Annotated in this window: 13 protein-coding genes and 1 pseudogene; 13 read left to right on the forward strand and 1 reads right to left on the reverse strand. The window is 38.0% G+C overall.

Annotated features, from left to right (window positions below):
- The first annotated feature begins 742 nt into the window (after nucleotides 1-742).
- From K6959_RS01310 to K6959_RS01350, 10 genes are all read left to right on the forward strand, one after another.
- The gene (locus K6959_RS01310) at nucleotides 743-1,276 is read left to right on the forward strand and encodes a sigma-70 family RNA polymerase sigma factor (protein WP_163243107.1); all 534 of its coding nucleotides are present in this window, start codon (nucleotides 743-745) and stop codon (nucleotides 1,274-1,276) included.
- On the forward strand, nucleotides 1,273-1,803 hold the full coding sequence (locus K6959_RS01315; RefSeq protein ID WP_223087425.1) for a hypothetical protein: 531 nt from the start codon (nucleotides 1,273-1,275) through the stop codon (nucleotides 1,801-1,803). Before K6959_RS01310 ends, K6959_RS01315 begins: the two co-directional genes overlap by 4 nt.
- Complete coding sequence (locus K6959_RS01320; RefSeq protein ID WP_223087427.1) at nucleotides 1,800-2,903, forward strand: hypothetical protein; 1,104 nt, start codon at nucleotides 1,800-1,802, stop codon at nucleotides 2,901-2,903. The genes K6959_RS01315 and K6959_RS01320 overlap by 4 nt, the downstream gene beginning before the upstream one ends.
- Nucleotides 2,904-2,954: 51 nt before the next feature.
- On the forward strand, nucleotides 2,955-3,896 hold the full coding sequence (locus tag K6959_RS01325; RefSeq protein WP_223087428.1) for a hypothetical protein: 942 nt from the start codon (nucleotides 2,955-2,957) through the stop codon (nucleotides 3,894-3,896).
- 312 nt (nucleotides 3,897-4,208) lie between these two features.
- Nucleotides 4,209-5,126 carry a diacylglycerol kinase gene (locus K6959_RS01330; protein WP_163243095.1) on the forward strand — a complete coding sequence of 306 codons (918 nt, stop codon included), beginning with the start codon at nucleotides 4,209-4,211 and terminating at the stop codon, nucleotides 5,124-5,126.
- A 152-nt stretch (nucleotides 5,127-5,278) separates the two neighbouring features.
- Nucleotides 5,279-6,649: a 23S rRNA (uracil(1939)-C(5))-methyltransferase RlmD gene (gene rlmD / locus K6959_RS01335; protein ID WP_163243096.1), complete on the forward strand. Its 1,371-nt coding sequence runs from the start codon at nucleotides 5,279-5,281 to the stop codon at nucleotides 6,647-6,649.
- 336 nt (nucleotides 6,650-6,985) lie between these two features.
- Entirely contained in the window at nucleotides 6,986-7,573 is a 588-nt protein-coding gene (locus K6959_RS01340) for a restriction endonuclease subunit S (protein ID WP_262421951.1), read from the forward strand.
- Nucleotides 7,574-7,577: 4 nt separating this feature from the next.
- Nucleotides 7,578-8,126 (forward strand): type I restriction endonuclease, encoded by a 549-nt coding sequence (locus K6959_RS18620; protein WP_262421850.1) that lies wholly within the window; start codon nucleotides 7,578-7,580, stop codon nucleotides 8,124-8,126.
- Nucleotides 8,127-8,147: 21 nt separating this feature from the next.
- Nucleotides 8,148-10,634 (forward strand): type I restriction endonuclease subunit R, EcoR124 family, encoded by a 2,487-nt coding sequence (locus K6959_RS01345; protein WP_262421851.1) that lies wholly within the window; start codon nucleotides 8,148-8,150, stop codon nucleotides 10,632-10,634.
- Between the two features lie 42 nt (nucleotides 10,635-10,676).
- A complete protein-coding gene (locus K6959_RS01350; RefSeq protein ID WP_163243099.1) occupies nucleotides 10,677-11,474 on the forward strand; it encodes a restriction endonuclease subunit S in 798 nt (265 codons plus the stop codon).
- A 145-nt stretch (nucleotides 11,475-11,619) separates the two neighbouring features.
- Here K6959_RS01350 and K6959_RS01355 read toward each other — a convergent pair.
- Nucleotides 11,620-12,741, reverse strand: a pseudogene (locus K6959_RS01355) (IS3 family transposase); the annotation flags it as partial.
- 164 nt (nucleotides 12,742-12,905) lie between these two features.
- Between K6959_RS01355 and K6959_RS01360 the strand changes: the two are divergent.
- The 3 genes from K6959_RS01360 to K6959_RS01370 all read left to right on the forward strand — a co-directional run bounded on the left by K6959_RS01360 (nucleotide 12,906) and on the right by K6959_RS01370 (nucleotide 15,397).
- Nucleotides 12,906-13,250 carry a restriction endonuclease subunit S gene (locus K6959_RS01360; protein WP_246234882.1) on the forward strand — a complete coding sequence of 115 codons (345 nt, stop codon included), beginning with the start codon at nucleotides 12,906-12,908 and terminating at the stop codon, nucleotides 13,248-13,250.
- Nucleotides 13,251-13,268: 18 nt separating this feature from the next.
- The gene (locus tag K6959_RS01365; protein ID WP_163243218.1) at nucleotides 13,269-14,885 is read left to right on the forward strand and encodes a type I restriction-modification system subunit M; all 1,617 of its coding nucleotides are present in this window, start codon (nucleotides 13,269-13,271) and stop codon (nucleotides 14,883-14,885) included.
- A gap of 206 nt (nucleotides 14,886-15,091) precedes the next feature.
- Nucleotides 15,092-15,397: a hypothetical protein gene (locus tag K6959_RS01370; protein ID WP_179959051.1), complete on the forward strand. Its 306-nt coding sequence runs from the start codon at nucleotides 15,092-15,094 to the stop codon at nucleotides 15,395-15,397.
- Nucleotides 15,398-15,430: the final 33 nt, after the last annotated feature.

Here is a 15,430-nt window from a genome sequence, read left to right on the forward strand (position 1 = left end):
ACTTTTAACACTGAAAGGTTGAGAGAATAGAAAAGGATAAGAATAAGTAACATTAAAGTAAAATGTTCTATTTAAATGATCGTTTGAACTGATTTGTAAAAAAATAAACTTCACGAAAGAGAGGTTAGGCTATGTTCTTAAACTATTCCTCTTTTAAATTTTGCTTAAACATGGTGATCATTGGATAAAAACAATAAGGAACTGATTTTTTTATTCCTACACCACAGCAATTACTTAGTCAAATCCCTATAATCTATTTAGCATATTTTTAATTCCCCCCATTGAAACCTCTAGATGGTGATCACTAAATTTTGACAGCACCCCTAAATTGTTTTTAGATTAACTCAGTCACTGTTCAAAAAATTGTCTTTGTCTGTAGAAAAGGGGTGATTAAATATAAATTCTAGATAATAAGTTTTTTCTATATTTTATGCTCTATCTTTGCTAGTCTAGTTCCTTCTAAAATGGATCAAGTGATGAACGAACCCCATGCCGCTGGATCTTCTAATTAATAATTCCTTCAACATTAGAAATATTTTTATTTCTAGTAAAATTACTGTTATTATTTACAAGTGACTTTCCCAATTAAATATAAGGATGAAAGAAGAAAAATATATCTTTTATTTTTATGTTAAATTATAAAATGAAGTTTTTATAAAAAAGTGTAGGGGAATATAAAACGACTTTCGTCTATTAGGGTGAAAGCGGTTCTTGAAAGGGGGGGAGAGAAATCGACGACGAGATTTTAGTCGAAAAAGTAAAAAGCGGCAATCAGCACGCTTTTAGGATTCTCGTAGAAACGTACCGCAATTATGTGTTCCGGACTATTTTTGCGGTATTACGAGATCAAAAAGAGGCAGAAGATGCGGCTCAAGAAGTGTTCTTGAAAATATACCATTCACTCCCCCAATATGAGAATCAAGGTTTTAAAACTTGGATAACGAGAATTGCCGTAAATTATGCAATTGATGTGAGACGAAAACGTGCCAGACGACGGGAAGATGTCGTCGGTTCAATTAATGATGACATATTTCCTACTGAAAGGATGAGCATTGAGTCAGAGCTTATTAGAAAAGAGCGGAGAAAGCTTGTTCGTCAAAAATTACACGAGCTTCCGAAAAACTATCGTGATGTCGTATATGGTTTTTATATAGAAGAAAAAAGTTATCAACAATTGTCGGAGGAACAACATGTTCAAGTGAAAACAATTGAAACGAAGCTGTATCGAGCACGTCAGTGGATGAAAAAGCATTGGAAGGAGGATGATTTTTCATGAAACATTATTCTAAAGAAGAATGGAAGAAATACTTTTTAAATGATTTGAATGAACATGAACGGGATTTATATGAGAGTCATCTTTATACTTGTGACCAATGCATGGATTTGTATGTTCAAATTGTAACTGAACATGAAGAAGCACTCCCGGATTTACTTCATGAGAAAACATTTACGAATGCTGTGATGGATGAAATCATGAAATCAACGGCAGAACAATACGATCAATTGGAGGATAAACCCCATTCACTTATTGCCGAGGATACAACTAAAGATCAATATCAAGTAAGCAAAAAGAAGAAAAAGCGGTATGATCAATCATCTGCTTTTCACTACTTGTTAGCAGCTGGAATGACAGTCATTTTAATGGTGTCAGGGGCATTTCATTCGGTTATTGAAATAGCAGAAACTGTTCAAAGCTCTCAATTTCAAAAGGAAAAAACCTCCGTAACGGAAGATTTAATGGATAAAACTTTTTCATGGATGGATTCAATTGACGAAAAAATGAAGGAGGGAGATAAAAAATGAAAAATCCGATTATTGCGTTTTTATTAGCGTTTTTTCCTGGCGGCGGGCTGTTTTATTTAAATAAGCCAATGCGTGGATTATTTTATACATTGACTGTTTTTGGTTTGCCGCTTGGCGGGATTTTATTAATATACGTTATTGGAGGATCTTTTTTAGTAGCTTTCCTTGCTATCGTTGCTTTAATCGTATATATCATTAATTTCATTGATACAGGAATAACGGCATCTAAGTTATTCCAGGAAGAGAAGGCGGATTCTCTATTAGGGGGACAGGAAGCGCAGAAAAGTGAGGAGTCGGAACGCTTTTTTACAATTATATTATCGTTCATTCCGGGTTTAGGGCATTTTCAGCTCGGGTTAATGAATCGAGGTGTAACGTTACTGACAGCGTTCATCGGCTTAGGTGTGATGGTATTCTTTATTGCAGTCCTCACTCATCGAGCAGAATTTTTAGTGTTTTTAGCGATATTACCTGTTATATGGGTGTATGGGTTTTTCGATGCGATCCAACAATTAAACCGTAAGCAACAAGGGAAAGAACTAGTCGATCGCACGATTTTAGAAGACTTTGAAGTGAGACGGGAAGAAGGGAAAAAAAGCAAAGCCGTTGCAACTTTCCTTTCTATTTTCCCTGGAGCAGGTCATTTATATCTTGGGTTGCAGCGCAGAGGAATTCAATTAATGGCTGCATTCCTGTTCTCGATTTATATTTTAGACGTATTGCGATTAGGAATATTTTTATTCTTAATCCCAATTTTATGGTTTTATAGTTTTTTCGATGGTTTACAAAAGGCATCAAAATACAAAGACGAGCCACTTGAAGATACACCAATTTTTTCTTATTTCATGAATCATCAAAAATGGGTCGGAGTTGGACTGTTGTTTCTAGGTTTATATTATTTGTTCACTAACATTTTCATCCCAATATTTGCGCCAGTTCTATTAGAAGCCCTAAATATTGATTTTCAATATTGGTTTGAGCGGTATTTCCAAACAGCGATCGTTTGTATTTTATTAATTGCTGGTGGAATCAAGCTGCTTGCAGGCAGTAAAAACAAAGAAGAGGGTGATCATGATGAAAAAAAGACAGATAACTATTAATAATAATATGATTACTAGTTGTCATCTGATCGTTATTGGAGGGCGTTTAAAATGAGAACATGGCGTGTTGGTACATTTTCTATGGGCCTTTCACTTATTATGCTAGGGGTCATGTTGTTTATTTCACAATGGTTTGGCTTTAAACTTCTCCATGTGATGGTTTCGTGGTGGCCGCTTATTCTCGTTGTTCTCGGCGTTGAAATTCTACTGTATCTATTAAAAGCAAAAGAAGAAAACCCTTTTTTAAAATATGATTTCCTTAGTATTATTTTTGTCGGCGTGTTAGGAACGGTTGGAATTGGGTTTGCACTTTTAAGCTCTACTGGGCTGATTGACAAGGCTGAGGCGGCTTTGGAAAGAGAATACAAAACATTTGATCTTCCTGTACTAGACCAATCTTTAAATGAAACGATTTCTCGTGTCGTCGTAAATACGAACAATCATCCGATTACGATCGAAGGAACGTCAGGGAAAGAAATATCAATGTTCGGAACGTATGAAGCTTATACGGGAAGTAAAGAAGCGTTAGTGAAACGGTCAGAAGATTATGTTTCAGTGCAGCAAAAGGGAGATACTCTTTATGTGAATGTAAAAGGGCTCCCAACAGATCACGGTATTTTTAGTTATCACAGTTCATTGTCGGGAACGCTGCTTGTCCCAAATGATATCAAGCTTGAAGTAAATAGTGAATTTAATCAAGTGACGATTAAACCACGTCTGCTTGTAAGTGAATGGAGCGTTGCTCAAGCTTCACATGTCTCTGTTCAATTACAAGAAAAGAGCAATGTCCTTTTATCAGCAGTTGACGTTCAACATATGGAAGGAGATTTGAATAAGTGGCAATTAGGTGAAAATGAAAATGCGGAAGCTGATCAACCTGAAGCTGAGGAAGTGACAAATGGAAGGAAAAACGGGACATATACAGTTGGTGAAGGAACGAGCAGCCTGCAAATTATTCATTCGGATAACGTGAGTGTCACAATGGTAAAATAACTTTGATAAACAAAAGGTGTCCAATAAGCCTTTTGTTTATCATTCTTATGTTGAGGATCACTACTGATGCTTGCGCTTTGTAAACTTACAATTTCGCTTTCGTCTCTGTACTATGTGCTTTGCCTGACTAGCGTTTTCAACTAGTATAAGTGCTATCCTTCTTGCCTTAAGCTCTATCCTTTACAATCGTAAAGGATTTTTCCTTTTTTTTGAATCATTCTCTTAAAATTGCGAGTCTCTTTTATTTAGGTTATCATGTTAAATGGTGGGATTTTTTATCTGTGAATCAATTTAATAATAGGATGATGATAGATGAAACGAGCTAGAATAATTTATAACCCAACATCAGGCCGAGAAGTGTTTAAAAAACATCTCGCTGAAGTATTAAAAAAACTTGAACAAGCAGGTTATGAAACATCATGCCATGCGACAACTGGTGCCGGAGATGCGACAAAAGCGGCTATCCAAGCGGTTGAACGCCGTTTTGATATCGTTATTTCTGCTGGAGGGGACGGGACAATTAATGAAGTCGTAAATGGAATTGCAGGACAAGAATATCGTCCAAAGCTTGGTGTCATTCCAGTTGGAACGACAAACGATTTTGCCCGTGCTTTGCAAATACCCCGTGATATTGAAGCAGCAACAGATATTATTGCAAACGGGGATACGATTCCAGTTGATATCGGTCGGATGAATGAACGTTATTTCATTAATATTGCCGGTGGCGGCCGCTTGACTGAATTAACGTATGAAGTGCCGATTAAGTTAAAAACAATGTTGGGTCAATTGGCTTATTATTTGAAAGGGATTGAAATGCTCCCGTCTATTCGAGCAACAGAAGTAAGTATTGAATATGATGGAAAGCTTTTTGAAGGAGAAGTCATGCTATTTCTCGTCGGCTTAACTAATTCTGTCGGCGGATTTGAAAAGCTTGCTCCAGATGCGTCGCTCAATGATGGGATGTTCACACTATTAATTTTGAAAAAGACAAATCTTGCAGAATTTATTCGCATCGCGAGTCTTGCAATACGAGGAGAGCACATTAATGATTCACACGTTATTTATACGAAAGCAAATCGAATCAAAGTACATTCAAAACACAAAGTCCAATTGAATCTTGATGGTGAATTTGGCGGTCTTTTGCCAGCCGAATTTGAAAACCTTTATCGTCATGTAGAAGTATTTGCTCCAATTGATAAAATCCGCCCCGAAGACAGACCTGATTATTGAGGAATATCGAAAAAACTGATTCCAATCGTGCTACAATAGAGGATCAGTTTTTTATTTTCATTAGGTTTGCATAAATGAGCATACATCGCAATCATCATTTCATTATGATACAATCATTTTGATAAAATGAGCGAAAGTAAAGGAAGACAAACATGAGCCGAACATTACCAGTTGAAAAAAATCAATATGTCGATGCCGTTTTTGAAGATTTAACACACGATGGCGCGGGAGTTGCCAAAATTGACGGCTACCCAATATTTGTCCCAAGTGGATTGCCGGGAGAAAGAGCAAAAGTGAAAGTGATCAAAGTAAATAAAGGATATGCCATCGGCAGACTAATCGAAATATATGAACAAAGTCCAGCCAGAGTCGAAGCGGCTTGTCCTATTTATAAACAATGCGGCGGCTGTCAGCTTCAGCATTTACAATACGGAGAGCAGTTGAAATGGAAAGAAAAGCATGTCCGAGACGTAATCGAGCGCATCGGTAAGTTAAAAGACGTAAAAATCCATCCAACGCTCGGCATGTCAGATCCGTGGCGTTACCGAAACAAAGCACAAGTTCCAATTGGAGAAAGGGAAGGCGGACTAATCGCTGGCTTTTACCAAAAGCGCAGCCATGAAATCATTGAAATGGACGAGTGCTTCATTCAACAGCAAAAAAATGACAACACTGTGCAAACAGTGAAACAAATTTGTCAACGTTACGGTATTTCAGCTTACGATGAAGACAAGAATAAAGGTATTTTACGTCATATTATTGTACGCCACGGTTTCAAAACTGGAGAAGTGATGATTGTTTTCATCACTCGAACTGAGAACCTTCCCTATAAGAAAGAACTAATCAACGACATCATCACAAGGATCTACGGTGTAAAATCGATCATTCAAAATATAAATGGAAAAAGGACGAACGTAATTTTAGGCAAGGAAACAAAGGTATTATGGGGGCGGGAAGTTATCTACGACTACATCGGAAACGTAAAATTCGTCATCTCCGCCCGTTCTTTTTACCAAGTGAACCCTGAACAAACAAAGGTGCTTTACGAAAAAGCATTGCAATACGCCCAGTTGTCAGGAGAGGAAACCGTCATTGACGCTTACTGCGGAATTGGCACAATTTCCTTATTTTTAGCCGAAAAAGCAAAGAAAGTGTACGGAGTAGAAATCGTCCCCGAAGCAATCGAAGACGCCAACCGAAATGCAAAATTAAATCAAATAACGAACGTCGAATTTGCAGTTGGAGCGGCAGAAACTGTCATCCCGAAATGGTACAAACAAGGAGTCCAAGCAGATGTACTCGTCGTCGATCCACCGCGAAAAGGCTGTGACGAAGCATTACTCGAAACGATTGTTAACATGAAACCGAAGCGCGTCGTCTACGTATCCTGTAACCCAGCCACCTTAGCAAGAGACTTGCGCATTTTAGAAGATGGCGGATATAAAACAAGTGAAATTCAACCGGTTGATATGTTCCCGCAGACGGGGCATGTGGAGTGCGTGGCGTTGATAGAGTTGAAATAGCTTGGTGGCAATGGTTTAATGATTTTAGATTAAAATTGAAGTGTGTTTTATGTTCCCCCAGACTAATGTTTGGGGGATTTTTGCGACCCCCGGGGGTCTACTTTTACGCAGAAAGAGTGGTGGGGTTTTACAGAGCTGGTTTTGCTATATGGGTGAAGAAGAATATTTTTCCGGAAGAATGAATTAAAAACATGGCTTGCAGAATAGTTTCTGTTGGTTTTTTTAATCGGGAACAGGAAATATAAAAATATTTCATTTTATCGTTTGATAAAACAAGTTTGAGGTGATTTAATATGTAATATAGATATATTTCAAAAAAGAGGCTGTAAATTGGAGGTGATTTATTTGGAGAAAAGAGCATTAAAAGAGTTAGTAACTTTCGTTCCAGGTATAAATCCCACGAGGGCGCAAAGACAGTTTGGAAATGAAATAATAAATTATTATGACCAGGCGTCTTTTGAAGCTGATTATAATCATGAAGAAATAGTAGCTGAAGACGGGGTGAAATCTTTATCCCTAAATACCCCATCGCTAAATGAATGTGATGTTGTTATCAGCAACTCCTTACAACTTGCAACAATGGTCGGAAAAGATAATGTTGGTAAAGTGTTGTCTCTCAACTTCACGAAAATAGAGTTTGATAGCGAAGAACTGGATAAGAGATATTTTCTTTTTTTGTTTAATGCTTACAAAGAGGTGAGACGACAAAAAGAAAGGGAGTTACAGGGGGTTGGCCCTGTTTTAAGAATTCCACTTCGTTCACTCGGAGAAATTACCGTCCCTGTTATCCCTCTTGAGGAACAGAAGAAAATAGGTGCTATTTACTCAGAAACATTGAAGCTGCAGAGCAAGTTAAAGCAATACGCAGACTTGATAGGGCAATTAACAAGCTCAATTATAGAAGAAACATTAAAGGGGGAATGATCAAATGAAAAGTCAATCGGAATTAGCATTTGAAAATGAAGTCATCGATTATTTGACCAAAATCGGCGGAGTCAAACAATGGGAATACAAAAAAGAAATCAAAACAACCGAACAACTCTGGGATAACTTTAAAACGATTCTAGAACAAAACAATCGCGCTCGTTTAGATGAACCATTGTCTGTCACTGAGTTTAATCAGGTGAAGAAAATCATCACTAGTATTGAATCACCTTACCAAGCTGGACAATTTTTGTATGGAGTGAATGGTGTTTCTGAGATTGAAGTGGATCTTGACAATGGTAAGCATGTGTTTTTGACAGTATTCGACCAAGCACAAGTTGGCGGTGGAAACACTGTTTATCAAGTGGTAAATCAAATTAAACGGCCAAAAGTTATTGATGGTAAGTCCGACCGTCGATTTGATGTGACATTGCTTATTAATGGTTTACCGATTATTCAAATCGAATTAAAGAAAGCACTTCACAGTACTACAGAATCCTTGAACCAGATGGAACAGTACATTGCTGAAAAACAATACAGCGGTATCTTTTAAACCTTGCAGATTCTAATCGCGATGACACCGTTTGATATTCGTTACATGGCAAATACACTACTCAAAAGCTTTAACCGAGCTTTTGCTTTCAACTGGCAAAACGAAGATGATGCTCGCCCTATTCGTTCATGGAAGACGTTTGCGGATAAAGTGTTGTCCATTCCAATGGCTCATGATTTGGCAACACGCTACATGGTACTTGATGGTACAAAAAACAAAGAAAGTATCAAAGTCATGCGTCCTTATCAAGTCTATGCCACAAAGCGTGTGCTTGATAAAGTTAGAAAGTTTGACTTCAAATATGACGATGGTAAATTAGGATACATTTGGCACACGACAGGCTCAGGTAAAACAATCACAAGTTTTAAGACAGCGTGGCTTGCAAGCCGCCTATCTAATGTAGATAAAGTTGTCTTCTTGGTTGACCGAATAGCGCTTACCAACCAAACAGCTGATGCCTATAAAGCCTATGATCCTGTTGCGGGATTTGAAGGCAAAACGGGTGTAGTGGGTGACACAGCCAATATCTCAGAGCTTCATCGCAAACTAACGAAGAAAAGCGATAAGAACATCATTGTAACAAGTATTCAAAAGATGTCGCGTTATGTAGCGCGAGATAGCTTCAAGCCACTCAATGAAAATATACTTTTTATCGTGGATGAAGCCCACCGTTCAACCGGTGACGGTACTGAAAATGAAGGTATGCTTGAAACGATACGAAAAGCGATTCCTAATTCTGCTTGGGTTGGTTATACGGGTACACCGAAATTCCCTGAAACACGGGAAATCTTTGGTGAACTATTACATGCATATACCATTAAGGAAGCCATTGCGGATAAAAACGTCTTAGGGTTTAACGTTGAATTCAAGGAAACGATCGAGGCTCCCGAGGATCCCACCGAAGATGATATCGATGATAATATTCGTGGAAGTGTTTACGATGATAGCCCTGAACATGTGAACTTGGTAGTGAAGGACATATTCGATAACTGGAAGAAACGTTCAAATGACCGTAAGTATAATGCCTTGTTTACAGTCCACGTGGGCGGTAATAAAGCAAGTACACCAAGAGCGATGGAATACTTCGATAAGTTTGCGGAAGAGAATGCGAATCGTCCTGCAGATCAACGATTAAAAGTTGCGGTGAGTTTCTCGGCAGATACATCCAATAGTATTCATCAACTAAAAACGAATGAAAACTTGCACAGAGCCATCAAAGCCTATAACGCGATGTTTGGCACAGCTTTTGATATGACGACCGTTAAAGCCTACACAGAAGACTTAGCACGGCGTTTGAATAAGACGTCTGATGATGGTAACTATCTAGATTTGGTAATCGTGGTTGATCAGCTTTTGACCGGTTTTGATGCCCCTGGGATGAATACGCTCTATATTGATCGAACGCTTAAGGGTGGGAACTTGATTCAGGCGTACTCACGTACAAACCGAATGCATAACTTTGTCGATAAGCCTTGGGGAAATGTCGTGAATTATCGTTGGCCTGAGCAAAACGAGTATGAAATGAATAAGGCTTTTGCTATCTACTCAAATCGTGCATCTGCTGACGAACAACTATCACTTGAAGATTTGAAAGAAGGTAATGAAGAGGCTGGTATCATTTCTAAACCGTTTAGCAAGGTTCAAGCTGAGATGAAAGAAGTTATCAAGAAGCTTGGGGCGCTCACAGATAATTTCGTGCAATTACCACCGAGTGAAAAAGCACAAGATGAAGTCTTTGAGAATCTGAAAGAGTATAATCGCTTGCTTAGTCAGTTGAAACAATATACTGAAGATGATGATAAAAATCCTATTTCTGCCTATGAACATCCTGAAGAGTTCTATGAACGATTAGGTATTACTGAAGAGCAGGAAGTCATTTTAACAACGGTAATCGCTGGTGAGTTGAAGGAACGACGTGCGAAGCGAGAAGACATTGATATTTCGCAAGTCAATCTTTCTATGGTTCATATTCAAGAAGTTACCATCAATTATGATTATTTGATTGATTTGATCGCCCGAATGGCTGACGAAGTTCACGCGAATGAAATGTCGAAAGCGGAAAGTACACGTGATGAAATCCATCTTGAAATTGCCAAGTCTGACAATGAAAAAGAAAAATCTAAGGTGCGTAACTTTGTATCTAAGATTTTTTCAAAAGAGTTTGAGTTTGATAGTTATCCAGCACCTCGAAATGTTGAAAAAATGAACCAAGCAATGGATAAAGCACAAAGGGAAACGAATATCCAACTTATAACGAACTTCATCCGTACTTGGGGACTGGATAACAGCATCAAACCGAAGGAACTTGAAAGCTTGATAAAGAAACACCAATTAGGTCAAGAGGATATGGATAAACAAGGTGAGTTAACTGCAATCATGAATGACGCAAGAGCTGATTATAAAGAAATTGCAGCTGAAAAGATTGCAGCATTAACCTGGGTTCGATATCGCATTGAATTCCGTAAAGCATTTTACGAAATGGCCGACGAAATTAAGAAGGGAGAATAGTCAAGTGATAAAATTATGTAGACTACAAAAAGGAGAACGGAAATGAGCGATAAAATAACAAAATCACCTCAAATTAGATTCGCAGGATTTACTGATGCTTGGGAACAGCGAAAGGTAGGAGAAATTACAGATAGTTTTTCTGGAGGGACTCCAAGTGCAAATAATAGGGATTACTATAATGGCAGTATTCCTTTTATTCGATCTGGTGAAATTAATTCTAATACAACTGAACTTTTTATAACTGAAGAAGCTTTAAATAATTCGTCTGCTAAGTTAGTTACTGAAGGGGATATTTTGTATGCTTTGTATGGTGCAACCAGTGGAGAAGTTGGAATTTCTCAAATAAATGGTGCTATTAATCAAGCAATTTTAGCCATAAAACCTAAATTTGGTGATGATTCGTATTTTATTACTCAGTGGTTAAAAAAACAAAAACAAACTATTATAAGCACCTACTTACAAGGCGGACAAGGTAATCTATCAGGTAGCATAGTAAAAAATTTAATGATTGATCTACCAAAAAATAAAGAAGAACAAACCAAAATCGGTTCATTCTTTAAACTTCTTGACGACAGCATCACCCTTAATCAGCGTAAGTTGGAACTGCTGAAGGAGACGAAAAAGAGTCTGCTTCAAAAAATGTTTCCGAAAGATGGAGCCAATGTTCCTGAAATTCGATTTGCAGGATTTACTGATGCTTGGGAACAGCGTAAGTTGGGGGAATTGGCTGATATTGTACGTGGTGCAAGCCCTCGACCTATTCAAGATCCGAAATGGTTTGATGATAAATCAGATATTGGATGGTTACGAATTGCAGATGGTATTAGGTCAATAAAGTAGACACAAATTTTTTAGATTTTTATCCTCTACCGCGCTTTCGCTTGGTGGCCTCTTCATTCAAGAACAGAATGACTTCTGTTCTTGAATGAAGAGGAAAAGTGTATCTTGTGTTAACTTGCAGCTTTACTAAGGTACATACGTTCGTATATTCGGACGGCGAAAGGTATCCATTGGCCGAATGAATTCTTTTTGAATTATAGAATATTTCGATATATTCATAGATTTCTTTTTTGGCCTGTTCTCTCGTCTTATATTTAGTTAGATAGATAAGTTCTTTCTTTAGCACACTATGAAAGGATTCAATGCAGGCATTATCATAACAGTTTCCCTTTCTGCTCATGCTTATATCCATCTCATACTTAGTCAATTTCTTTTGATAATCTTTTGAACAATATTGGCTGCCGCGATCTGAATGATGAAGAACAGAGCCAAGGGGTGGCTTCTGGCGGTTATATGCCCGATCCAGAGCGTTAATCACCAACTCTTTTGTCATTGTCTTATCCACGGACCAGCCAACAATTTTGCGAGAAAATAAATCCATTACGCTTGCTAAATAGAGCCAGCCTTCTGAAGTTGGAATATAAGTGATATCAGCGACCCATACTTTATTCGGTGCATCTACTTTAAATTCTTGATTAAAGCTTATTCTCGTAGACTGGAAGAGAATGCTTTGAATTGGTAGTCGCTTTATATTTTTTAACTGTCTTTGACCGGAGATTCTCTTCTTTCATGATACGAGCTACTGTTTTTTGGCAGACAGGCACTCCTTTTCTTTCAAGGTCTTTTGCAATCTTTGGACTTCCATAAAGTCCCCTGGATTCTAAATATGATTTATGAACGTGCTTAACTAAAGTTTTATGGCGTTTTGCTTTTTCACTTTCAGGGCGATCCACCCATTTGTGATAGCCGCTTCGGGAAACCTTCATGACCTTGCACATCTTCTCCACACGGAAAATGAAGCGATTCTCATAGATGAATGAGAAAATTACCGATGGTCTTTCACGAAGAAGTGCATAGCCTTTTTTAAGATTGCATTCTCCTCCTCAAGATCACGTAGCCGTTTTTGCATTGCTTTTAATTGTTGAGCTTCTGTCATGTTTGGAAAAGAAGCTTCAATAAACTCTTCACCATATTTCTTTTTCCAATTGTGAATGGTATTTGGACTAATACCCAGATCCCTAGCCGTCTGGGCAACCGACTTGTTTTGTTCAATCATCATTTGGACTGTACTTCTTTTAAAATCTTCATCAAATGTTTGTCTGCTCATTTGGACACCTCATATTATTATTTATTTTAATAATAAACTGTGTCTACTTTTGAGTCTAACATCAAGATGTAACTGAACAAGATGGTCGTATTCATTATCTTGAACAACGTATATCAAAAGCTGGACAACAAAAAACTCGTGTATTAACTGAACCGCATTTGTTATTGAGTATTGCTGCAACGGTTGGAAAACCTGTTGTGAACTATGTTAAAACTGGTGTACACGATGGGTTTTTAATTTTTCAAAAATCAAAATTTGACCGTGAGTTCATGTTCCAATGGTTAGAGTCGTTTCGCCCGAATTGGCAAAAATACGGACAGCCCGGTAGTCAAGTCAACTTGAATTCTGATTTAGTAAAAAATCAGGAGATTATGTTACCAAGTGCGGATGAACAAGTGAAAATAGGAGAGTTCTTCAAGAGTTTCGACAACCTTATCACCCTTCATCAGCGTGAGTTAAATTCGCTTAAAAATTTGAAGAAATCACTGCTTCAACAAATGTTTGTATAAGAAAAGGAGATTACACAAATGAGTAATGCAAAAGATATTACATCAAAGCTATGGGAAATGGCAAATAAACTGCGTGGGACAATGGATGCAAGTGAGTATAAGAACTATATTTTACCATTCATGTTCTATCGCTACTTATCAGAAAATCAAGATGAATACTTGAAAATCAATGATCTGGAAGAGTTCTACGAAGTGACAGATGACACTGAAAAAGAAGATTACCTTGAAGAAATAAGTAAAGGTATCGGATATGCGATTGACCCAGCCTACACCTGGGACAAAATCGTCTCAAAAATTGAAAATCACAAAATCAAAGCTAGTGACTTCCAAGACATGTTTGACTCATTCAATACAAATGCCAAACGTAACGCAGTCGCAGAAGCTGACTTTGCTAACGTATTCTCAGATGTTAATCTTGGGGACACCCGTCTCGGCTCAAGTACAAACGAACGTGCAAAGGCTTTGAATGATATCGTGTTGATGATTAACGAATTCACTTTCAAAGACGATTCAGGACATGACATTTTGGGTGACGTGTACGAGTATTTGATTGGACAGTTTGCTGCCAATGCTGGTAAAAAAGGTGGAGAATTTTATACACCTCATGAAGTTAGTCAAATCCTCGCAAAAATTGTCACGATTAATGCAGAAGGTACTGGCGACCAATTCCGCGTATATGACCCTACAATGGGATCAGGTTCACTTCTTTTGACAGTTCAAAAAGAATTGCCAAATGGTAATGAAGAAGGAAGCGTTGAGTTTTATGGCCAAGAGTTGAATACGACAACTTATAACTTAGCTCGCATGAACTTGATGATGCATGGTGTTAACTATCGCAATATGGAGCTCAGGCGCGCAGACACACTTGATGCTGACTGGCCATTTGCTGAAAAAGATGGCACACAAATTCCTTTGAAGTTCGACGCGGTCGTAGCTAACCCTCCATATTCTCAGAAATGGAATACAAAAGACGTTGATCGTGAAAAAGATACGCGTTTCAAGGGTTTTGGTGTAGCACCTGCATCTAAGGCAGATTATGCCTTTGTTCTTCATGGACTGTACCATTTAGATAAAGCTGGAACAATGGCTATCGTTTTACCACATGGGGTACTTTTCCGCGGTGCGTCTGAAGGTAAAATCCGTAAGAATATCATCGACAATAATCTGTTAGATGCTGTGATTGGATTGCCAGCTAACTTGTTCTATGGTACAAGCATCCCAACATGTGTGCTCGTATTTAAAGGTCGTGAAGCGCGCAAAAATAAAGATATTTTATTTATCGATGCTTCAAATGAGTTTGAAAAAGGAAAGAATCAAAACAAACTCTCTCCTGAAAACATCAACAAAATTATCGAAACTTACCGTAACCGTGAAGATGTTGAGAAATATGCTCATGTGGCATCTTTGGATGAAATCAAAGAAAATGATTACAATTTGAACATTCCACGTTATGTCGACACGTTTGAAGAAGAAGAAGTTATTCCACTTTCACAAGTGGCTCAAGAGTTGACAGAAGTTCAAGCAGAAATCGCGAATTCATATGATAACTTGTTTGGGCTTTTGAACGAGTTGAACGGGACAACCGATGAAGCGAAAGAAGAACTAAGTAAGCTTATCAGCCTTTTAGGAAAATAATAGCGTTTAGAAAAGAGCTTAGGGGGATTTAAACCTTGGCTCTTTTCACAAACGCGTAGGAACAACGTAGGTTGGGGACGGGGAGCAAATACTAAAAAAATGAGATGGTAAAGATTCTATTGAGGATCAGTTTTCGGAGATATCCAGAAATCTAGGAGAAGAGTGTACTAGACTAATATTTAACAGAAGAGCAAGGAGACTTGTCTATGGGGAAAATACGTTCATTTACAGACGTTGTTCAAGAACACTATTATGATGAAATATTCAAGGGATTGGCGGATTTTATTGAAGAAAATCCTTCCCAACTTGAATCACGATCGAATTTTGTTCTGGAGCCCGATGAGGCTAGTTTAGTAGACTTTGAGGTAAAGTGGGTGACTATTACCAGTTCCCCAGATAATCACTTGTATTTTGATGTCATTGTTTCCGCGGAAATCCAAATTGCCGAAATCGTTAAGAGAAACAGAGAAACGGATGGTTTAATTCAGTGGTTTAGGATTTCCTGCAATTAGAGGATGGGCTACAGGTTTTTGGTGTGACTGATG

It is taken from the genome of Bacillus aquiflavi, assembly GCF_019915265.1.
In the GTDB taxonomy this organism is placed as follows: Bacteria; Bacillota; Bacilli; order Bacillales; family Cytobacillaceae; genus Bacillus_BT; species Bacillus_BT aquiflavi.